20 protein-coding genes and 1 pseudogene are annotated in these 19,426 nt (G+C 72.5%); 14 read left to right on the plus strand and 7 right to left on the minus strand.

Annotated elements, in window-relative coordinates; translation table 11 throughout:
* The first annotated feature begins 81 nt into the window (after positions 1-81).
* The 6 genes from EST92_RS23415 (at position 82) to EST92_RS23440 (ending at position 5,807) form a co-directional block, all read left to right on the plus strand.
* Entirely contained in the window at positions 82-495 is a 414-nt protein-coding gene (locus EST92_RS23415; RefSeq protein ID WP_006604650.1) for a DUF3151 domain-containing protein, read from the plus strand.
* 215 nt (positions 496-710) lie between these two features.
* Positions 711-1,613, plus strand: coding sequence for a tryptophan 2,3-dioxygenase family protein (locus EST92_RS23420; RefSeq protein WP_174244107.1), 903 nt, complete (start codon positions 711-713; stop codon positions 1,611-1,613).
* Positions 1,606-2,940, plus strand: coding sequence for a kynureninase (kynU, locus tag EST92_RS23425; protein WP_174244108.1), 1,335 nt, complete (start codon positions 1,606-1,608; stop codon positions 2,938-2,940). The genes EST92_RS23420 and kynU overlap by 8 nt, the downstream gene beginning before the upstream one ends.
* Positions 2,937-3,719 (plus strand): alpha/beta hydrolase, encoded by a 783-nt coding sequence (locus EST92_RS23430; RefSeq protein WP_129282800.1) that lies wholly within the window; start codon positions 2,937-2,939, stop codon positions 3,717-3,719. The genes kynU and EST92_RS23430 overlap by 4 nt, the downstream gene beginning before the upstream one ends.
* Before the next feature lie 115 nt (positions 3,720-3,834).
* Positions 3,835-5,154: a histidine kinase gene (locus EST92_RS23435; protein ID WP_129282816.1), complete on the plus strand. Its 1,320-nt coding sequence runs from the start codon at positions 3,835-3,837 to the stop codon at positions 5,152-5,154.
* Positions 5,151-5,807 (plus strand): response regulator transcription factor, encoded by a 657-nt coding sequence (locus EST92_RS23440; protein ID WP_129282801.1) that lies wholly within the window; start codon positions 5,151-5,153, stop codon positions 5,805-5,807. Before EST92_RS23435 ends, EST92_RS23440 begins: the two co-directional genes overlap by 4 nt.
* Before the next feature lie 82 nt (positions 5,808-5,889).
* Here the strand turns inward: EST92_RS23440 and EST92_RS23445 are convergent, their stop codons facing one another.
* Positions 5,890-6,768 carry a helix-turn-helix transcriptional regulator gene (locus tag EST92_RS23445; RefSeq protein WP_129282802.1) on the minus strand — a complete coding sequence of 293 codons (879 nt, stop codon included), beginning with the start codon at positions 6,766-6,768 and terminating at the stop codon, positions 5,890-5,892.
* Positions 6,769-6,948: 180 nt separating this feature from the next.
* On the opposite strand from EST92_RS23445, the gene EST92_RS23450 reads away from it, so the two are divergent.
* Complete coding sequence (locus tag EST92_RS23450) at positions 6,949-7,404, plus strand: RpiB/LacA/LacB family sugar-phosphate isomerase (protein ID WP_129282803.1); 456 nt, start codon at positions 6,949-6,951, stop codon at positions 7,402-7,404.
* Positions 7,405-7,433: 29 nt separating this feature from the next.
* Positions 7,434-7,526 (plus strand): annotated as a pseudogene (locus EST92_RS23455) (DNA-binding response regulator); the annotation flags it as partial.
* 84 nt (positions 7,527-7,610) lie between these two features.
* On the opposite strand, the gene EST92_RS23460 reads toward EST92_RS23455, so the two are convergent.
* The 3 genes from EST92_RS23460 to EST92_RS23470 all read right to left on the minus strand — a co-directional run bounded on the left by EST92_RS23460 (position 7,611) and on the right by EST92_RS23470 (position 10,938).
* Positions 7,611-8,075 carry a calmodulin-binding protein gene (locus EST92_RS23460; RefSeq protein WP_129282804.1) on the minus strand — a complete coding sequence of 155 codons (465 nt, stop codon included), beginning with the start codon at positions 8,073-8,075 and terminating at the stop codon, positions 7,611-7,613.
* A gap of 293 nt (positions 8,076-8,368) precedes the next feature.
* Positions 8,369-10,009: an ABC transporter permease gene (locus EST92_RS23465; RefSeq protein WP_129282805.1), complete on the minus strand. Its 1,641-nt coding sequence runs from the start codon at positions 10,007-10,009 to the stop codon at positions 8,369-8,371.
* A complete protein-coding gene (locus tag EST92_RS23470; RefSeq protein WP_129282806.1) occupies positions 10,006-10,938 on the minus strand; it encodes an ABC transporter ATP-binding protein in 933 nt (310 codons plus the stop codon). Before EST92_RS23470 ends, EST92_RS23465 begins: the two co-directional genes overlap by 4 nt.
* A gap of 93 nt (positions 10,939-11,031) precedes the next feature.
* On the opposite strand from EST92_RS23470, the gene EST92_RS23475 reads away from it, so the two are divergent.
* Positions 11,032-11,589 carry a MarR family transcriptional regulator gene (locus EST92_RS23475; RefSeq protein ID WP_129282807.1) on the plus strand — a complete coding sequence of 186 codons (558 nt, stop codon included), beginning with the start codon at positions 11,032-11,034 and terminating at the stop codon, positions 11,587-11,589.
* Positions 11,590-11,647: 58 nt separating this feature from the next.
* Here EST92_RS23475 and EST92_RS23480 read toward each other — a convergent pair whose 3' ends face one another.
* Positions 11,648-12,658: a diacylglycerol kinase family protein gene (locus EST92_RS23480; protein ID WP_254068974.1), complete on the minus strand. Its 1,011-nt coding sequence runs from the start codon at positions 12,656-12,658 to the stop codon at positions 11,648-11,650.
* Between the two features lie 206 nt (positions 12,659-12,864).
* Between EST92_RS23480 and EST92_RS23485 the strand changes: the two genes are divergently transcribed.
* A complete protein-coding gene (locus tag EST92_RS23485) occupies positions 12,865-14,151 on the plus strand; it encodes an adenylosuccinate synthase (RefSeq protein ID WP_129282808.1) in 1,287 nt (428 codons plus the stop codon).
* Positions 14,152-14,273: 122 nt separating this feature from the next.
* Here EST92_RS23485 and EST92_RS23490 read toward each other — a convergent pair whose 3' ends face one another.
* Positions 14,274-14,504: a hypothetical protein gene (locus EST92_RS23490; RefSeq protein ID WP_216849124.1), complete on the minus strand. Its 231-nt coding sequence runs from the start codon at positions 14,502-14,504 to the stop codon at positions 14,274-14,276.
* A 426-nt stretch (positions 14,505-14,930) separates the two neighbouring features.
* Between EST92_RS23490 and EST92_RS23495 the strand changes: the two genes are divergently transcribed.
* From EST92_RS23495 to EST92_RS23510, 4 genes are all read left to right on the plus strand, one after another.
* Positions 14,931-15,725: a VTC domain-containing protein gene (locus tag EST92_RS23495; RefSeq protein ID WP_129282809.1), complete on the plus strand. Its 795-nt coding sequence runs from the start codon at positions 14,931-14,933 to the stop codon at positions 15,723-15,725.
* Between the two features lie 180 nt (positions 15,726-15,905).
* Positions 15,906-17,279, plus strand: coding sequence for an aspartate aminotransferase family protein (locus EST92_RS23500; RefSeq protein WP_129282810.1), 1,374 nt, complete (start codon positions 15,906-15,908; stop codon positions 17,277-17,279).
* 232 nt (positions 17,280-17,511) lie between these two features.
* Positions 17,512-18,189, plus strand: coding sequence for a GntR family transcriptional regulator (locus EST92_RS23505; protein ID WP_129282811.1), 678 nt, complete (start codon positions 17,512-17,514; stop codon positions 18,187-18,189).
* 94 nt (positions 18,190-18,283) lie between these two features.
* Complete coding sequence (locus EST92_RS23510) at positions 18,284-18,934, plus strand: hypothetical protein (RefSeq protein ID WP_129282812.1); 651 nt, start codon at positions 18,284-18,286, stop codon at positions 18,932-18,934.
* 57 nt (positions 18,935-18,991) lie between these two features.
* Here EST92_RS23510 and EST92_RS23515 read toward each other — a convergent pair.
* Positions 18,992-19,426, minus strand: a 435-nt coding sequence (locus EST92_RS23515) for an SLATT domain-containing protein (protein ID WP_129282813.1), incomplete at its 5' end; no start/stop codon positions are given.

Consider the following 19,426-nt stretch of genomic DNA (forward strand, 5'->3'; position numbering starts at 1 on the left):
TCCGCCTCCAGCGCCGGGGCCTCGCCCGGATCCAGCGGCGGTGCACTCACCCCGCCCCCGCGACCAGGCAGACTGGGAGACATGGCCATTCACGAGAACCTCCTCGGGGGACCGCCCCCGACCCACCTGCCCGACGACCCCGAGCCCCGCGAGATGCTCGCCGCGGGCACCGCGCCGTCCGATGTCGCCGCGAAGTACCCGGCCTCCTCCCTGGCCTGGGCGCAGCTGGCGGACGACGCGTTCGAGGGCGGCCGGGTCGTCGAGTCGTACGCCTACGCCCGCACCGGCTACCACCGTGGCCTGGACGCGCTGCGCAGGGCCGGCTGGAAGGGCCACGGCCCGGTGCCGTTCGAGCACGAGCCCAACCGCGGCTTCCTGCGGGCGCTGCACGCCCTCGCCCGCGCCGCCCAGGCGATCGGCGAGCAGGAGGAGTACGAGCGCTGCTCGACCTTCCTGCGGGACTCCTCGCCGACCGCGGCCGACACTCTCACCTGACGGCCGCCGCGGTCCTTCCGGGCGGCCCCGCCGCCGGGGGCGCCGGGCACGACCGAGGGCCGGCCGCGTGATCGCAGCCGGCCCTTGCGCGGTCGCTGTCCAGCACCGATGATTTCAGTGGGCCGGGCCATCCCGAGCCCGAGGGGACCGGGGCTCCCGAGCCGACGAGGAAGGGGCGGACCGCTACCCGGTAGTTCGCACCTGAGGAGTCCCTCATGTCGCAGCCGTCTCCCACAGATCCCGCGGACAGCGTGGCGAGTGCACCCGCCGTTCCCGTACCGGCCGATGCCGAGCCCGACCCGCCGTTCGCCCCCGATCTCAGCATCGGCTCCAGCAGCACCACCCCGTACGAGGACTATGTCCAGGCGGACGTCCTCACTCATCTGCAGCACCCGCTCTCCGACGACCCCGGCGAGATGGTCTTCCTGGTCACCACCCAGGTCATGGAGCTGTGGTTCACGGTCATCGTCCATGAGTGGTGCACCGCGGCCGAGGCGCTGCGCCGCGACGACCTGACCGTGGCCCGGGACGCACTGCGCCGCTCCACCTACGAGCTGGAGGCGCTGAACGCCGCCTGGAAACCGCTCGCCCGGCTGACCCCGGCGCAGTTCAACGCCTACCGCAGCGCGCTCGGCGAGGGATCCGGATTCCAGTCCGCGATGTACCGGCGGATGGAGTTCCTGCTCGGCGAGAAGTCCGCCTCCATGCTGGTGCCGCACCGCGGCGCGCCGCGCGAGCGCGCCGAGCTGGAGAAGGCGCTCCAGGAGCCGAGCCTGTGGGACGAGGTGCTGCGGCTGCTCGCCCGCCGCGGCTACCCGGTCCCGGAGGCCGTGCTGCGGCGGGACCCGTCGCTGCGCTACGAACCGGATCCGGGCGTCGAGGCCGTCTGGGCCGAGATCTACGACGGCCCGCAGGAGTCGGACCTCGTCGGACTCGGCGAGACGCTGACCGATGTCGCCGAGCTGGTCTGGCGCTGGCGCAACGACCATCTGGTCGCGACCCGGCGGGCCATGGGCGCCAAGATGGGCACCGGCGGCTCCGCGGGCGTGGCCTGGCTGGAGAAGCGGGCCCGCAAGAACGTCTTCCCCGAGTTGTGGACGGCGCGCAGCCATGTCTGAGCCCCCCGGATTCCCTGCCGCCGCCCGCCCCGGTTCCGCCGGCGCCCGTGAACAGGCCGCCCGCGCCGAGCAGTTGGACGCCGCCGACCCGCTCGCCGCGATCCGCGACCGCTTCGTCCTCGATGCCGCGCCGGATGAGGCCTCGGGCGGCGCCGGCGTCTATCTCGACGGCAACTCCCTCGGGGCGTTGCCCCGTGCGGTGCCCGGCCGGATCGCCGATGTCATCGCCCGCGAGTGGGGTCAGCTGCGGATCCGGTCGTGGACCGAGTCGGGCTGGTGGACCGCGCCGGAGCGGATCGGCGACAAGATCGCGCCGCTGATCGGGGCGGGACCGGGCCGCGTGGTGGTCGGCGACTCGACCAGCGTCAACCTCTTCAAGGCCGTGGTCGGCGGGGTCCGCATGGCCGGGAAGGGCTGCACGGAGATCCTCGTCGACGCCACGACCTTCCCCACCGACGGCTACATCGCCCGGTCCGCGGCCCGGATGACCGGCCTCGCGGTACGCCCGGTCGAACCCGGCGGGATCGCCGACGAGGTCACCGAGCGGACCGCGCTGGCGCTGGTCAACCACGTCGACTACCGCACCGGCCGGCTCAACGACCTGCCGGGCATCACCCACGCACTGCACTCCGCGGGCGCGCTCGCCGTCTGGGACCTGTGCCACAGCGCCGGTGCGCTGCCGGTCGGCCTCGACGCGCACCACGTCGACCTCGCCGTCGGCTGTACGTACAAGTACCTCAACGGCGGCCCGGGTTCGCCCGCCTACCTCTACATCCGCGAGAGCCTCCAGGAGAGGTTCGAATCGCCGCTGCCGGGCTGGAACTCCCACGCCGATCCGTTCGCGATGGACCCGGCCTACACCCCCGCCGACGGCATTCCGCGCGGCCGGGTCGGCACCCCCGACATCCTCTCGCTGCTCGCGCTGGAGGCGGCGCTGGAGGCCTGGGACGGGGTGTCCATCGAGGCCGTACGCACCAAGAGCCTGGCCCTGACGGACTTCTTCCTGGAGTGCGTGCGGGCCTATGTGCCGCCGGACGTGGTCCGCTCCCTGACGCCGCAGGCGCACGAGCGACGCGGCAGCCAGGTGTCGCTGGCGTGCTCGCCCAAGCTCGGCTCGTCGTTCGGGCAGGGCGGCACCCCCGTCGCCGGCCTGGTGATGGACGAGCTGATCCGGCGCGGGGTGGTCGGCGACTTCCGCCCTCCCGACGTGCTGCGCTTCGGCTTCACCCCGCTCTACACCTCCTTCGCGGACGCGGAGCGGGCGGCGTGGGTGCTGGGCGAGGTGCTGCGGGCGCTGCCCGAGGTGTCGTCCGGGGACGGCGGGTGAGGGGCGCGGACGAGGAGTCGGCGCTGCTGGGGCTGGCCCCGGTGGCGCCGGACCGGACGGTGGCCTACGGGCCGCATCCGGACCAGCTCGTCGACCTGTATGTGCCGCGGGCGGGCGGCGGTGCGCCGGCGCGCGGGCCGCTGGTCGTCCTGCTGCACGGCGGATTCTGGCGCGCGGCCTACGACCGCCGCCATCTGTCGCCGCTCGCCGCGGAGCTGGCCGGGCGGGGGCTGCCGGTCGCGCTCGCGGAGTACCGCAGGGTCGGCGCGGGCGGCGGGGCGCCGCAGACGTTCGAGGACGTCACGGCGGGCATCGAGGCGGCCTGCGCGGCCCTGGCGGGGGCGGTGGCGGACCCGTCCCCCGTCCTCATCGGCCACTCCGCGGGCGGCCATCTCGCGCTGCTCGCCGCCGCCCGCCCGGACACGCCCGTGTCCCGGGTGCTGGCCGTCTCCCCGGTCGCCGACCTGGCCCGCGCCCATGCGCTCGGGCTGAGCGGCGGTGCGGTCGGCGAGCTGCTCGGCGCGGGCCCCGGCTTCCCGGAACGCCTCGCCGCGGCCGACCCCGCGCGCCATCCGCCCGCCGGCATCCCGGTCACGATCCTGCACGGCACCGACGACCCGGACGTCCCGCTCGACCTCTCCCGCCGGTACGCGGCACGGAGCGCCGCCACCACCGTGCTGCGCGAGCTGCCCGGCGTCGGTCACTACGCCCCCGTCACTCCCGGCAGCCCCAGCTGTGACGTCCTGGTCGGGCTGGTGTGTCGGCCGTCTAGTACCTGAGGCGGACGCCGGCAGATCCTCACTGGTGGGGACGCCCGGCGGCGTGCGGTTGCTTACCGTTGTCAGCGTGAATGACACGACCCAGACGCAGGGCACCCTGCGATCGGAGGCCCGGATGGCGCACGGCGCGCTGCACCGGCTGCGCCAGGACCTGTTCGTCGACGCCTTCGCGTTCCGCCCGATGCCACCGCTGGAGGACGCCAAGGTGTCCCGGTGGGTGCCGTGGCTGCCGGAACGGCTGCGGCACTGGACGCGCTGGCTGCCGCACTGCACCGTGGGCTTCTTCTCGATGTGCGTCTTCCTGGCGACCCTCACCGGCTCCGGGCTCGGTTCGGTGCGCGGCCTCCTGGTCACCGGCTTCAGCGCGCTGGTCGCCGCGGGGCCGATGCTCACGCTCTTCCGCCCGGTGGGCGCGTACTGGCTGTCGCTGTCCACGGTCGTGGTGTCGGCGGCCGCCTATGTGGACTTCTCCTCCCCGTTCGCCAGCATCTTCTCGGGCAGTGCCTTCGCCACCCATCTCGCCGTGATGGTGCTCGTGGTGCTGCGCACCCGGCCCCGGCTGGCCATCGAGATGTGGCTGGTCACCTTCGCCCTGGCGGCCGTGCTGACGGGGGTGCTGGGCAGTGGCGCCGGTGATCTGCCGTCGGCCGCGGTCGGCTGCGGTGTGGTGCTGGTCTCCGCCGCCGCGGTGCGCGCCTGGCGCGAGGAGCGCCGGCAGGTCGTCGAGACCCTGACCGCCACCGCCGAGGAGCGCGGCCGACGCACGCTGTTGGAGGAGCGCGCGCTGATCGCCCGCGAGCTGCACGACGTGGTGGCCCACCACATGTCCGTGATCGCCATCCAGGCCGAGGCCGCTCCGTACCGCGTGGAGAACACCCCGCCCGAGCTCGCCACGTCCTTCGCGACGATCCGGGAGAACGCCGTCGCCGCGCTGACCGAGCTGCGCCGCATCCTGGGCGTGGTCCGTTCCGCGGACCCGGACGCCTTCGCCGAGAGCGACCCGGAGGCGCCGCAGCCCACGCTCGCCACCCTCGATTCGCTGCTCGACAGCGTCCGTAGCGCCGGGCTGAACGTCGAGGCCGTGATCACCGGGTCGCCCCGGCCGCTGCCGCAGGGCGTGGAGCTGTCCGCGTACCGGATCGTGCAGGAGGGGCTGAGCAACGCGCTGCGGCACTCGCCGGGTGCCGATGCCCGGGTGGAGATCTCTTACGTCCTGGGGGGCCTGGGCCTGCGGATCGTCAACGGCCGGCCCAGCCGTCTCGCCAAGCCGTCCCCGGGGGCGGGGCACGGTGTGCTGGGCATGCGCGAGCGGGTACAAATGCTGGGCGGCGAGATGACCGCCGACCACACCGAGGACGGCGGCTTCGAGGTCGCGGCGTTCATACCGGTGGGGAATGCGGCGGGGGAAGCCGCGACAGGGGGACAACGGGCATGATCCGCGTACTGATCGTCGACGACCAGGTGATGGTTCGCGAGGGCTTCTCCGTCCTGCTCAACGCCATGCCGGACATCGAGGTCGTCGGTGAGGCCGTCGACGGCCGCCAGGCGGTGCAGAAGGTCGGGGTCCTGCGGCCCGATGTCGTCCTGATGGACATCCGGATGCCGGAGATGAACGGCCTGGAGGCGACCCGCGAGATCGTGGCCGCCGACGCGGACGCCAAGGTCCTCGTGCTGACCACCTTCGACCTGGACGAATACGTCTACCAAGCGCTGCGCTCCGGGGCGAGCGGCTTCCTGCTCAAGGACGCCTCGGCCGGCCAGCTCGCCGACGGCGTACGGATCGTCGCCTCCGGCGAGGCCCTGCTCGCCCCCACCGTCACCAAGCGGCTGATCTCCGAATTCTCCCGGCTGGGCACCCCGCGCGCCCCGGCCCAGGAACGCATCGCCGACCTGACGGAGCGTGAGACCGAGGTCCTGGTGCTGGTCGCCCAGGGCCTGTCGAACGGTGAGATCGCCGAGCATCTCGTGGTCGCCGAATCCACGGTGAAGACGCATGTCAGCCGCATCCTGGTGAAGTTGGGGCTGCGGGACCGCACCCAGGCGGCGGTGTTCGCGTACGAGGCGCGGCTGGTGACGCCGGGGGGCTGAGGAGGGCACGGTGCCGCGCCAGGGGTTCGGGCGGTTGCCACACCGCTCGACGGTGTGGCGCTGTCACCGGGGCCCCGGCGCCTCACCGTTCCTCCGGCCTCAGGAACCGAGGGTGCGCTGGGTTCTCGTCGATGCCCCAGGAGGCCAGTAGGCGTAGTGCCTCGGCGGAAGGGGAGCCGGGTTCCGCGTGGTAGGTGACGAGGTACAGGCCGGGATTTGCGGGGAGCTGGAACGTCTCGTAGGAGAGGGCCAGATCGCCCACGAGCGGGTGGTGCAGGCGTTTGGTGCCGTGTCCCTTGTCGGTGATGGAGTAATCCGCCCACATGCGGCTGAAGTCTTCGCTCTTCATGGAGAGTTCCCCGACGAGTTCGGTGAGTGCACGGTCGTCGGGCCATCGGCCGACATCCGTCCGCAAGTACCCGACGGTCTCCCGGGCCTTGTTCTCCCACTCGGCGAAGAGGTCCCGCGAAGACGGTTCGAGGAACACCAGACGCGCCATGTTCCGCTCGCGTGGGTCTCGGGCGGCGAAGTCGAACAGCAAGGCGCGCGCCATCCGGTTCCACCCCAGGACGTCCATCCTCCGACCGAGAAGGTAGGCCGGCACTGTCTCCATGGCGTCCAGCAACTGCACGAGCTCCCGGCGGATGCGTGGCTCCCCCGCGGGGGCGCCACGTGGGGATGGCTCTGGCTGTACCAGACGCGTGAGGTGTGCCCGTTCCGTTTCGTCGAGGCCCAGGACCCGGGCGATGGCGTCCCACACCTCCGGTGAGGCGTTGCGGGCGTGTCCTTGTTCCAGTCGCGTGTAGTAGGAGACCGAGACGCCCGCCAGCATGGCGAGTTCTTCCCGCCTGAGTCCTGGCACCCGCCTTCGCCCTCCAGCGGGGGGCAGCCCCACGTCCTCGGGCCTCAGACGGGCCCGCCGGGAGCGGAGAAAATCACCTAGCTCAGCTCGCGGGTCCATGACCCCAGTATCGCTCGCCGGTGCGCTGCAGCCTGTTCCTGGCAGTAGTAGGACGGGCAGTGGTGGGAGCGCCAGAGGCCTGGTTGACCTGCTGGGCTTCCCGCAGACTCGAAGGAGCCCGAGGCAATCGGCCGGGTCGCACCTCTCATCTCGCCGCGGCCCAGGAAGGAAGAATTTCTCGTGATCATCTCGATCTCCGCCGACTGGGACGAGCCCCTTGCCCGCATGCTGGCCACGGAACTGAAAGACCGCGGTCACTCCGTCCTCCCCCACGGAGTGCTGAAGGAGGGCGACCGCACGGACTGGTCCTACGCCTCACAAGCGGCAGCCGAGGACGTCGCCGCCGGACGGGCCGCGTTCGGCGTCGTCTGCTGCTGGACGGGCACCGGCGCCTCACTGGCCGCGAACAAGGTACGCGGAGTCCGCGCTGCCCTGTGCCATGACGCCTACACCGCAGCCGGCGCGCGTTGCTTCAACGACGCCAACGTCCTCGCCATCAGCCTGCGGCTGACGTCCGGGCCTGTCCTCAGGGAAATGCTGGAGGCATGGTTCAACACCCCGGCCAGTCAGGCATCCGACGATGTCGCCAACATCGCGCGCATTCACCAACTCGACAACGCCCTCGGCACGACCTGACCCCGCATCTCCCCCCTGCCCGGCCCGACGTCAGCCGCATCCTGGTGAAGTTGGGGCTGCGGGACCGCACCCAGGCGGCGGTGTTCGCGTACGAGGCGCGGCTGGTGACGCCGGGAGGTTGAGGGCCGCCGCCCCGGCGGGGACCCCGCCCGGGAGCCGTGGGCGGGGCAGGCCGGCGGCCCGGATCGGGGGCCTGCGGACACGCCCTACGGCTGGGGCACCTCCCGTACCAAGCTCGAACTCCAGGGGCACCAGATCAGCCCGGGAAGGAACGGGCCGCCGGCCTCGTCGAGATGGTCTTCGACATAGGGCGTGGTGGCGTCACAGACCTCGACGGCGAAGTCGAAGAAGTCGATGGTCTCCGGGCGGAGATGGAAGCTCCAGCGCCCGTTGTACGGGGCGGGGCGCTTCTCGATCCGGCCGATGACATGCGGCTCCGAGCTGGTCGCCCCGCTCAGCAACTCGCGGGCGTGCTGGATCTTGCGGGGGTCGGTGAGCTTGATGACGAACTCCGCACGCGTGATGTCGGTCATCACGAAGTAGGCCGCGGTCTCGGTGGCGGTCCGCCGGGCGGTGTCGCTCGCCTGCTGCCCCCGGGCGGGCCCGGCCGCGGTGACGGCCAGCAGCGCCGCCGCCGCAAGCATGCCGATCCTGGTGCTGATGCGTCGCATGATCCCCTCCGATGCCGCGTGCCGTGGTCACGACCGCGCATACGGAAAGTAACAACACGATCACCCTGGGTTCTAGAGTTACTGTGGGTTATCGCACCGTCAGGTGAAATGGCGCAGGGTGACTGGCCATGGCGGGGCCTGGTGTGCTGCCGACGCGGGGCGGCACCCGGCATCCACACCCTGTGGATGCCCGCCCGCCGGCCCGGTTTCCGCGCGGGCGAGTGCGCCGCCGGAGTCCGCTACAGCTCCGGCGGCGCACGGATGTGGGGGCGGCCGGGGCCGGCCGCCCGGGATCAGCCGAGGTCGCGTCGGCGTACGCCCACCAGACCGGCGGCGGTGAACAGGGCGGAGAGCGCCAGCAGCCAGAGGAACGGGGCCGCGGTGGCGTCCGCTCCGGGCAGCTTGGGGAGGTGGCCGTACGGCGAGAGGTCCATCGCCCAGCGGGGGACGTCGAGGGAAGGGCCGACCCAGCCGAGGGTCAGACAGCCGCCGACCAGGGCCCAGACGGCGGTCGTGGCCCGGGGGAGCAGGCCGAAGGCGAGGACCGCCAGGCCGGTGAGTGTCCAGACGGCCGGGACCTGGGCGAGGGCGGCGCCCAGGACCGGGCCCGTCCGGCCGCCGGGGTCGCCGGCCGAGAGGTCGTAGGAGACCCCCAGGGCCAGACCGCCGAAGGCCAGGATGACGGCGCTGCCCCCGTAGGCGAGGGCCAGATGGCCGGCCGTCCAGCGGAGCCGGCCCACCGCGCCGGCCAGCACCGGCTCGGCCCGCCCGCCGGTCTCCTCACCGTGCAGCCGCAGCACCGCGCCCACCGCGTAGAGCGCGGCGACCATGCCGAGCATGCCGGCCATCGTGGCCAGGAAGGCGTCGGTCAGGTTCTGTTGCCCTCCCATCCGCGCGAAGATCTCGCGGGTCCGTTCATTGCCGCCGACCAGATCGGCGGCGCCCTTGGCGATACCGCCGAAGAGTCCGCCGGCGCAGACGAAGCCGAGCGTCCAGCCCCCCAGGGTGGTGCGCTGGAGCCGCCAGGCCAGGCCGAAGGGGCCGCTCAGGGAGCGGGGTGCGACGGCCGGGCCGGGGCGGGCGGGCAGAAAGCTCATCCCGAGGTCGCGGCGGGCCGTCAGGGCGTAGGCGACGCAGCCGGCCAGGGCGGCCGCCGCCAGGAACAGCGCGACGAGCCACCAGCGTTCGCCGGCGTAGGCGCGCAGGTTCTGCGCCCAGCCGATCGGCGAGATCCAGGTGAGTGGGGAGCCGGCACCGGTGGTGGCGGTGTCGCCCGCGGCGCGCAGCGCGAAGGCGAGGCCGAGCGCGGCGCCGGTCAGGCCCTTGGCGAGCCGTGCGCTCTCGGTGAGTTGGGCGGCGATCGCGGCCAGTACGGCGAACAGCATGCCGGTGCAGCCGATGGCGAGGCCGAGCGCGAGCGAACCGGCCGCCGGCCGGCCGGAGCCGGCCAGGCCGCCCGCAATCACCACGACGAGCGCGGCGTTGGCCGTCAGGGCCGTCAGCAGAGCCGCGGTCAGCGGGGCGCGGCGGCCGACCATGGCGGCACAGAGCAGCTCCTGACGTCCCGTCTCCTCCTCCTCGCGGGTGTGCCGGACCACGATCAGCAGGCTCATCACGGCGGCGAGGACGGCGCCGAAGCCGGCCATCCGCCAGGCGATCAGCCCGCCGACGGAGTCGCCGAAGACCGGTCCGTACAGCGCGCGCATCGAGCCGTTGCCGTTCATCGAGGCGGCCAGTGCGGCGCGCCGGGCGGCGGTGTCGTAGAGCGCCTCGAAGGACGAGCCGGTGCCGACGACGACCAGGCCGAGGCCCAGGACCCACGCCGGGATCAGCACCCGGTCGCGACGCAGCGCCAGGCGCAACAGGGGGCCGGTGCCCGCCAGTTGGCGCGCACGCACGGCCGGGGCGGACAGCGGGGCGGCGACGGTGGTCATCGCGCGATCGCCTCGCTGCGGGCGTCGTCCTGGTAGTGGCGTAGAAAGAGTTCCTCCAGGGTGGGCGGGGTGCTGGTGAGGCTGCGGACGCCGGAGGTGCCGAGCGAGCGGAGCACGGCGTCGAGCTTGTCGGTGTCGACCTGGAAGGTGACGCGCTGCCCCCGGATCTCCAGCCCGTGGACGCCGGGGAGGGCGCCCAGGCCGTTGCAGTGGCCGGCGAGTTCGGCAACCACCGAGGTGCGGGTCAGATGCCGCAGTTCCCCCAGGGAGCCGGATGAGACGGTCCGTCCCTTGCGGATGATGCTGACGCGGTCGCAGAGCGCCTCGACCTCGGACAGCACATGGCTGGAGAGCAGGACGGTGCGCCCGCGGTCGCGCTCCTCGGCCACGCAGTTCTGGAAGACCTCCTCCATCAGCGGGTCGAGGCCGGAGGTCGGCTCGTCGAGGATGAGCAGCTCGACCTCGGGGGCGGAGGCGAAGGCGGCGACCAGGGCGACCTTCTGCCGGTTGCCCTTGGAGTACGTCCGCCCCTTCTTGGTGGGGTCGAGTTCGAACCGCTCCAGGAGCTCGGCCCGGCGCGCGGTGTCCAGCCCTCCGCGCAGCCGGCCGTAGAGGTCGATGACCTCGCCGCCCGAGAGATTGCGCCACAGGGTGACGTCACCGGGGACGTAGGCGATGCGGCGGTGCAGTTCGACGGCGTCCTGCCAGGGGTCCCTGCCCAGCAGCCGGGCGGTGCCGCCGTCGGCCCGCAGCAGGCCGAGCAGGACGCGGATCGTCGTGGACTTCCCGGCGCCGTTGGGTCCGAGGAAGCCGTGTACCTCACCGGCCCCGACCCGCAGATCGAGGCCGTCCAGCGCGTGGGTGCGGCCGAACGACTTGTGCAGGCCGTCGACCTGGATCGCGGGAGCGGGAGAGATTGGCGTGGTCATGATTTTGAAGGTACGCTAGATTCACAAATTTGTGAAGTTAAGAAACCATATAAAGTTGAGGGGCGGTTCTGATCAAGGGGAGATGATGCGGAGATGAGCGAGCAGCCACAGCAGGGCGCGGACCGGACCGCTGACGTCCGCCCCGACAGCGCCGACGACAAGCGCGATGACGAGGCGGTCTCGCAGTTCGTCGAGCGCTTCGCCGCGCAGCTGGTCGACGCCGGGATGCAGCGGATGTCCGCCCGGGTCTTCGCCTGTCTGCTGGCCTCCGACTCCGGTGTGCTGACCTCCGCCGAACTCGGCGAGCGCCTCCAGGTCAGCCCGGCCGCCGTCTCCGGCGCGATCCGCTACCTCTCCCAGGTCGACATGGTCAGCCGCGAACGCGAGCCGGGCTCCCGCCGCGACCGCTACCGCGTGCACAGCGACCAGTGGTACGAGGCGCTGGCCCGCCGCGACAACGCCCTCACCCGCTGGGAGGGCACCCTGCGCGAGGGCGTCGAGAGCCTCGGCGAGGACTCACCCGCGGGCCGCCGGATCGGCGAGACGCTGGTGTTCTTCGAGTTCCTCCAGAAGGAGCTCGCCGGGCTGCTCCAGCGCTGGCGCGAACACCGCGACCAGATGCGGGCCGACCTCGAAGACGCCGGCCGCTGACGCGCAAGAGCCGGCCCGGTGGGTCGGGCCGGCCCGATGGGTCAGGGACGGACGGGCCCTAGTCCCGCGGCAGCTGGAGCCGCCAGGCCGCCGGCTGCACCGTCCACGTACGGGTCCGGACCGGCCCGCCGACCAGGGCGTCCGCCCGGTAGTGGAAGTCCGCGCCGGACACCGTCACCGCCCGCGCCCGGGTCCGCACCGGCCGCGCGCCGCCCGGCCAGTGGACCACCACCTCGGCCAGCTCGCCGCCGTCCGCCCCGAGCCGGCGGCCCGGCACCACCGAGACCCCGCGCACCGGCCGGTCCACATCCGCCAGCAGCACCCCGTCCGCCTCGATCCTCAGCCGCTGCCCCGGCACCCGGGTGCGCCGCACGCCCCCGCGCCCGCCGGCGCCGGCCCGGGGAGCGGCCCAGCGCCCGCCCGCCGGTGCGCCCAGCAGCGACAGCGCCGTACGGGCGGTGCGCGCATACGGCTTCCACCAGGGGTGGTGCCCGTTGACCGCGCCCACCGGGCCGCCGCCGCGTGCCGCCGGGGGATCCGCCGCATCCGCCGCATCCGCCGCATCCGCCGCGTCCGCCGCGGACGACTGCCGAGGGACGGACGCCCCGCGCCCCGCCCCGGTCGCCTCGCTGCCGCCCGGGATGCGCAGACTGCCCAGCACGATGCCGTCGCTGTCGTCCGTGAGCAGGTCCATCGGGCGCTCCCCGCCGTCCAGGACGGCACGGGCGGCGGCCACCGTGTCCGTCGGGATGCCCAGCGTGCGGCTCAGTGCGACGGCGGCCGGCGACCCGACCGGGACCATCGACAGCGGCACCCCGGCCAGCTCCCGCTCCTTGTGCAGCAGGCCCACCACCCGCAGCAGCGCCCGGTCGTCACCGATCACCACCGGCCGTCGCTGCCCGCGCCGGGCAAGCATCCGCGCGAATTCCTCCGGGCTCTCCGGAAGGCAGATTTTCGCCCCCGCGCCCGCGCACAGGACATCCTTCGCGATCCGCACGGCCTCGCCGTCGGTACTACGGGCATCCGGGTCGATGACCACGAGCAGGGGGTACCCCCGAACGGAGTCCACGGGAGAGTGCCCAGAAGGCTGCGCCGACACCTCGGTCCTTCCTCAGGTAGCATCTCGGTGCAAGAGCCCCTTGCGCTATTGCGCCAGGGGCTTCGTCTATTCCGGGGCACCGGTTCGACGGCTCTGGCGATGACGTAGGCGTGAACACGCACGTTGTCGCCATCCACGCACGTTGGACATGCCCCGCCCGGAAGGGGTGTACGCCTGTGCCCGCACTTGTGCTGCTCGGTGCTCAGTGGGGTGATGAGGGCAAGGGAAAGGCCACCGATCTGCTCGGTGGGTCCGTTGACTATGTGGTGCGCTACCAGGGCGGCAACAACGCCGGCCACACGGTCGTCGTCGGCGACCAGAAGTACGCACTGCACCTTCTCCCTTCCGGAATCCTCTCGCCGGGATGCACCCCGATCATCGGCAACGGCGTCGTCGTCGACCCGGCGGTCCTGCTCTCCGAGCTGAGCGGACTCAACGAGCGTGGCGTCGACACGTCCAAGCTGCTGCTCAGTGGTAACGCGCATCTGATCACGCCGTACAACATCACCGTCGACAAGGTGACGGAACGGTTCCTCGGCAAGCGGAAGATCGGCACCACCGGGCGCGGCATCGGCCCGACCTACGCCGACAAGATCAACCGCGTCGGTATCCGGGTGCAGGACCTCTACGACGAGTCGATCCTCACGCAGAAGGTCGAGGCGGCCCTCGACGTCAAGAACCAGCTGCTGACCAAGCTCTACAACCGCCGCGCCATCGAGGCCGGCCAGGTGGTCGAGGAGCTGCTGGGCTACGCCGAGCAGATCAAGGGCTATGTCGCCGACACCACCCTGGTGCTGAACAAGGCCCTCGACGACGACAAGGTCGTCCTCTTCGAGGGCGGTCAGGGCACGCTGCTCGACATCGACCACGGCACGTACCCCTTCGTCACGTCCTCGAACCCGACCGCGGGCGGCGCCTGCACGGGTGCCGGCGTCGGCCCCACGAAGATCAACCGCGTCATCGGCATCCTCAAGGCCTACACGACGCGCGTCGGTGCCGGTCCGTTCCCGACCGAGCTGTTCGACGAGGACGGCGAGGCGCTGCGCCGGATCGGCGGTGAGCGCGGTGTCACCACCGGGCGCGACCGCCGCTGCGGCTGGTTCGACGCGGTCATCGCCCGCTACGCGACCCGCGTCAACGGCCTGACGGACTTCTTCCTCACCAAGCTGGACGTCCTGACCGGCTGGGAGCAGATCCCGGTCTGCGTCGCGTACGAGATCGACGGCAAGCGCGTCGAGGAACTGCCCTACAGCCAGACCGACTTCCACCACGCCAAGCCGGTCTACGAGACGCTGCCGGGCTGGTCCGAGGACATCACCCAGGCGAAGTCCTTCTCCGACCTGCCGAAGAACGCCCAGGCGTACGTCAAGGCGCTGGAGGAGATGTCCGGCGCCCCGATCTCCGCCATCGGCGTCGGCCCCGGCCGCGACGAGACCATCGAGATCAACTCGTTCCTGTCGTAGGACGGCCGGCACCCCGCAGGCAGACACAGCCGCGCACCTACTCCGCCTTGGGGGAGGTGCGCGGCTGTTCGTCGTCGCCAGTACCGGTGCGGTCCAGCGCCCGCCGACCCGTCGCGCGCCCCTTACGTCATCCTGCCGTACGACAACGGCGGCCTGCCGTCGGTGACGCGCCGCAGTCGGCCGTTGACCAGCTCCAGGCTGCTTGAGGGGCCGGGGAGGCAGCTCTTGGCCGGGCCCGACACCACCGTCGAGGGACTGAGGCGCACCGGCGGCCCCGCGCTCTTCAAGGTGGCCGCGAACTCGCATCGATAGCCGGATCCGCTGATCGTCATCTTCAGCACGGGGTCGCCCACCGTGCCCTGGGTGAGTGTCAGGCGCAGGATGTTGGCGCCGTTGGCGCCGGTCGTCGTCTCCCAGGTGCCGAGATACGCCGCGGGGAGGCTCCCGGACCCCTGCCCCGCCCTTCTCTTCCGCTCAGAGAGTACCGAGTGGAGCGGCCAACATCACCCCTCTGCCCACTCAGTGAACCGGCGCCGCCCCCGTCCCTGACGACGCGCCACAACCGGCCGACTTTGTCCGAGACCCAGCGGTGGCGGATGTCGGTTTCCGCGTTCCGGAACTCCCCGACGCCTCAAGGACGTAGAACGCGTACGACGGTGACGCTTCCGACAGCCACGCTTCCGACAGCCACGCTTCCGTCAACGAGGCTCCGACGCGCCGCCTCCGCTCCGCAACACCCTCCGACCGCCCCGCACCGACGCCAAGCCGAAGGAGACCGTGTGATCCCCGCCGTACGTGCCCTCGCCCGCGCCGCCATGGCTGCGCGTCCCGTGCCGCTCGCCGACGTCCGGGCCCGGGCCGGTCTCCTCGCCCCGTCCGTCCGCAGTTACCTCGTCCCGGTCGAGGTCTTCACCGCCGTGACGGCCGAACTCACCGACCGGCGCAGGCCGGACGGTGCGTTCGTGGCGCCGTGCCTCAACGGCCGCCGCTGGTTTCGCTGTCACTCCGTCTACTACGACACCCCTGATCTGCGGTCCTTCCACGATCAGCGGCTGGGCCGCCGGGTGCGCTACACACTCCGGGAGGCGCGCTGCGAGGACACCGGAGAGCGGCAGTTCGAGATCGAGCTCACCGGACGCCGCGGCGCACCGGTCACGCATCGCCGCCCGTTGCTTCCGGGGGACGCGGCGCCGGACCCGGCCCCGCGGGACTTCCTCGCCTCCGTACTGGAGCGCTCCTACGGCCTCGCGGCCCCCGAGGGCCTGGGCCGCGTCCTCGAAACCGACTGCACCCGGGCCACCCTGGTCGCGGACGGCCAGCGCCTCACCTGTGACGCGGCGCTGCGCTGCCGGGACGCGGCGACCGGCCGCACGGTGCGCGCCGACGGCGGGCTGGTCCTCGTACGGAGCCGGACCGCCGGCCGGCCGGGCGAGGCGGACCGGCTGCTGGACGACCACGGGGTGCGCGCCGCCGAATTCACCCCCTACTGCGGAGGGTTGTCGGCGCTGCGCCCGGAGCTGGCCGCCCACCCCTCACGGCGGGTGATACGGGCGGTGTTCCCCGTGGCCGGCTGACCTCCTGGCGTCCGCCCCGGAGGCCGGAGCATTCCGCCGGCCCGTAGACAGTCTGTCCGCGCGCGTGGTGAGCGCCATACACAATGTCGGTGTCGTCCGGTGCCCTGTGATCCCTACGCTGAGGGCGTTCGCCGCGACCGTCCCCGGCGGACCCGAGCGACCCGATCCGAGGTACTGACCGTGACCACGACGCAACCCTCCTCCGCTGCCGCCGACCCCGCCGCCGGCGCGGCGGTCAAGGCCACCGACCGTGCGCATGTCTTCCACTCCTGGTCCGCGCAGGGACTGATCGACCCGCTGCCGATCGCGGGCGCCGAGGGCGCGTACTTCTGGGACTACGACGGCAACCGCTACCTCGACTTCTCCTCCCAGCTGGTCAACACCAACATCGGCCACCAGCACCCCAAGGTCGTCGCGGCGATCCAGGAGCAGGCCGCGAAGCTGTGCACCATCGCACCGGGCTTCGCCGTGGACGTCCGCTCCGAGGCCGCCCGGATGGTCGCCGAGCGCACCCCCGGCGACCTCGACAAGATCTTCTTCACCAACGGCGGCGCGGAGGCCGTGGAGAACGCGGTCCGGATGGCCCGGCTGCACACCGGCCGCGCCAAGGTGCTGTCCACCTACCGCTCGTACCACGGCGCCACCGCCGCCGCGATCAACCTGACCGGTGACCCACGTCGCTGGCCCTCGGACACCGCCTCGGCCGGTGTCGTCCACTTCTGGGGCCCGTTCCTCTACCGCTCGGCCTTCCACGCCGAGAACGAGCAGCAGGAGTGCGAGCGCGCCCTCGCGCACCTGGAGCAGACCATCGCCTTCGAGGGCCCGCAGTCGATCGCGGCGATCATCCTGGAGACCGTGCCCGGCACCGCGGGGATCATGGTCCCGCCGGCCGGCTACCTCGCCGGGGTCCGCGAGATCTGCGACCGCCACGGCATCGTCTTCATCCTCGACGAGGTCATGGCGGGCTTCGGCCGTACGGGCAGGTGGTTCGCCGCCGAGCACTTCGGCGTCACCCCCGACCTGCTGACCTTCGCCAAGGGCGTCAACTCCGGCTATGTCCCGCTGGGCGGCGTGGCGATCAGCGCCGAGATCGCGGCCACCTTCGACCAGCGCCCCTACCCGGGCGGTCTGACCTACTCCGGCCACCCCCTGGCCTGCGCCTCCGCCGTCGCCACGATGAACGCGATGACCGACGAGCGGATCGTGGAGAACGCCGCCGAGATCGGCGAGAAGGTCATCGGCCCCGCGCTGCACGAGCTCGCCGGACGCCACCCATCGGTCGGCGAGGTCCGCGGCATGGGCGTCTTCTGGGCCCTTGACCTGGTCAAGAACAAGGAGACCCGCGAGCCGCTGGTCCCCTACAACGCGTCCGGCGCCGCCAACGCTCCGATGGCCGAATTCGCCGCGGCCTGCAAGCGCGGCGGGCTGTGGCCGTTCGTGAACATGAACCGGACGCATGTCGTCCCGGCCTGCACGATCACCGAGGCCGAGGCCAAGGAGGGCCTCGCCGCCCTCGACGAGGCCCTGACGGCGGCCGACGCCCACACCGTCTGAGCCCTCGGCCGCGGTGCCCGTACGGACCGTCCGAGCCGTCGGCCGCGGTGGCCCGTACACACCGTCCGAACCGTCGACCTGCGGTGTCCGCGCGCACGGAAACCGCAGGTCACGGCCGCCCCGCGGCACGCTCCCCGAGCAGCCTCGCCCGGCGGCCCGCCGCGGCCCTCGCCTATCGTGGGCGGGGGCCGCTCCCATCCGCGCGGTCAGGGAGTCGAAGGAGACGCACGAAATGGCCGCCGGCGGAGACAGCTCAGTCATACGACGCAGCACCCTGCGCCAGCAGATCGCCGACGCGCTGCGCGACGAGATCCTGGCCGGCCGGCTGCCGTGCGGCCACCCCTTCACCGTCAAGGAGATCGCCGAGCAGTACGGCGTCTCCGCCACCCCGGTGCGCGAAGCACTGCTCGATCTGTGCGCCCAGGGCCTGCTCGACGTCGAACAGCACCGCGGCTACAAGGTGCACGCCTTCACCGCCGACGACTTCCGCGCCATGGTCGAGGCCCGCACGCTGATCATCGAGGGCATCTTCCGCAGCGGCGCCGACCCCGCCCTGCGCGCCACCCCCGCCGAGGTGCTGGTCTCCATCCGGCGCCGCGCCGACGAGGCCGAGCGGGCCGCCCGGACCGGCGACCTCGACGTCCTCATCGGTTACGACCTGCGGTTCTGGCGCGAGCTCAGCAGCATCGTGGGCAACGCCTACATCAGCGATTTTCTCGACCGGATCCGCGTCCAGACCTGGATGTTCGCGGTGCCGCTGCTGCGCCGGCAGGAGGACCTCAGGGGCCATCTGTGGCAGGGGCACAGCGCGCTGGCCGACGCCCTGATCGACCACGACCTGGCCACCGCCCAGCGGCTGATCGCGGAGTACAACGAGCACTCCCTCGCTCTCGTCGGAACGCGCCGCTAGCACTACGCTGTCCCGACCGTCGGCCGTAATGGGCCGTACCCGTAGCGTACGTGTGCCGGAGTCCCCGTCCCCGACCGGAAGCGAGCCCTGCCCCGTGGCATGTGACCTGTGGCTGGTACCCCTCGTCGATGTGCTGTGCCACAGCCCCGACAACCCGTTCTCCGAAGAGATCGCCGCCTACGACCAGGCCCTGACGGACGCGGGCCTGCCGGCGGTCCCGGTCTTCAGCTACATGCCGGGGCTCTCCGGCGACGTCGCGCCCATCGCCGGCTTCGACTACGACGCCCTGCACTTCCTGCGCCGCGCCTACCTGCTGCGGCTGTGCGGCCTGGAGGTGACCCCGGTCGACGAACTGGGCGGCGACTACGAGCAGTTGCTGGAGATGTTCGAGGCCACCGCGCAGGAGTCCCATCTGGTGTGGCACTACGACCACGCGGGTGCGTACGTCCCGGTCGACTTCCCGCATCCGCTCGCCAACGACGAACTGCTGGAGGGCGGCGGCCCGCTGGGCTCCTCGCACGGTCTGCTGCGCGAGCTCGAACTGGTCGCGCCGTCCCTGGGTATCGATCCGGCCAATCCGCCGGCCGCACCCGCACCGCCGGCCGGGCCCACCTCACTGGAGGAGCGGGCGAGCGCCGTGCCCCTGGACGACAGCCCGTTCGCCCGGGAGCGGCATGTGTGGCTCGGCCTGCATGCGGCCGCCACCCGAAGCCTGGGCCAGGGCTCCATGATCGTCTTCAGCTGACCGGGAGCCGTACGGGCCACTCGTCCGGGCCCGTACGGCCGCGCGGGCGGCCGCCGTTCAGCGCGGTGATTCCGGCGGCCGCTGCCGCGGCATGTTCGGGCGGGTGCCCGGCGGCGGCAGCGGGTACCGCGTCTGCGGTGCCGCGCCCTCCTGGCGCGGCGCCGCCCACGGCACCATCGACTGCGTGGCCTGCGGCACCGGCCCGGCCCGGAACTCCGCCATCCAGTCGGCCGTTTCGGCCCGTACCAGTTCCCCCAGGTCCTCGTTGAACCGCCGCAGCACCCCCAGGCAGCGCTCCGCCGCCTCGCCCGCCGTGCCCTCGGCCGGCCCGAGCACCTCGCGCACGCCGGCCGCCGCCCAGTCGAACTGCAGCGCCTCCAGCCGCCGGTGGATCGCCTGGGCGGTCGCCAGGTCCCGCATCCAGCCGGCCGTCACCCCGAAGTACCGGTCACCGCCCACACACACCGCCGCCAGCAGCAGCGACAGACAGCC

This window comes from Streptomyces sp. TM32 (assembly GCF_004122755.1).
Classification (GTDB): Bacteria; Actinomycetota; Actinomycetes; order Streptomycetales; family Streptomycetaceae; genus Streptomyces; species Streptomyces sioyaensis.

What these genes read in the sequence shown, in the direction of transcription:
- EST92_RS23505 (WP_129282811.1), top strand. Translation starts at nt 17,512, where the DNA reads ATGGCCGCCGGCGGAGACAGCTCAGTCATACGACGCAGCACCCTGCGC.
- EST92_RS23460 (WP_129282804.1), bottom strand. Translation starts at nt 8,075, where the DNA reads ATGCGACGCATCAGCACCAGGATCGGCATGCTTGCGGCGGCGGCGCTG.
- EST92_RS23415 (WP_006604650.1), top strand. Translation starts at nt 82, where the DNA reads ATGGCCATTCACGAGAACCTCCTCGGGGGACCGCCCCCGACCCACCTG.
- EST92_RS23440 (WP_129282801.1), top strand. Translation starts at nt 5,151, where the DNA reads ATGATCCGCGTACTGATCGTCGACGACCAGGTGATGGTTCGCGAGGGC.
- EST92_RS23435 (WP_129282816.1), top strand. Translation starts at nt 3,835, where the DNA reads ATGGCGCACGGCGCGCTGCACCGGCTGCGCCAGGACCTGTTCGTCGAC.
- EST92_RS23445 (WP_129282802.1), bottom strand. Translation starts at nt 6,768, where the DNA reads ATGGACCCGCGAGCTGAGCTAGGTGATTTTCTCCGCTCCCGGCGGGCC.
- EST92_RS23465 (WP_129282805.1), bottom strand. Translation starts at nt 10,009, where the DNA reads ATGACCACCGTCGCCGCCCCGCTGTCCGCCCCGGCCGTGCGTGCGCGC.
- EST92_RS23420 (WP_174244107.1), top strand. Translation starts at nt 711, where the DNA reads ATGTCGCAGCCGTCTCCCACAGATCCCGCGGACAGCGTGGCGAGTGCA.
- EST92_RS23470 (WP_129282806.1), bottom strand. Translation starts at nt 10,938, where the DNA reads ATGACCACGCCAATCTCTCCCGCTCCCGCGATCCAGGTCGACGGCCTG.
- kynU (WP_174244108.1), top strand. Translation starts at nt 1,606, where the DNA reads ATGTCTGAGCCCCCCGGATTCCCTGCCGCCGCCCGCCCCGGTTCCGCC.
- EST92_RS23475 (WP_129282807.1), top strand. Translation starts at nt 11,032, where the DNA reads ATGAGCGAGCAGCCACAGCAGGGCGCGGACCGGACCGCTGACGTCCGC.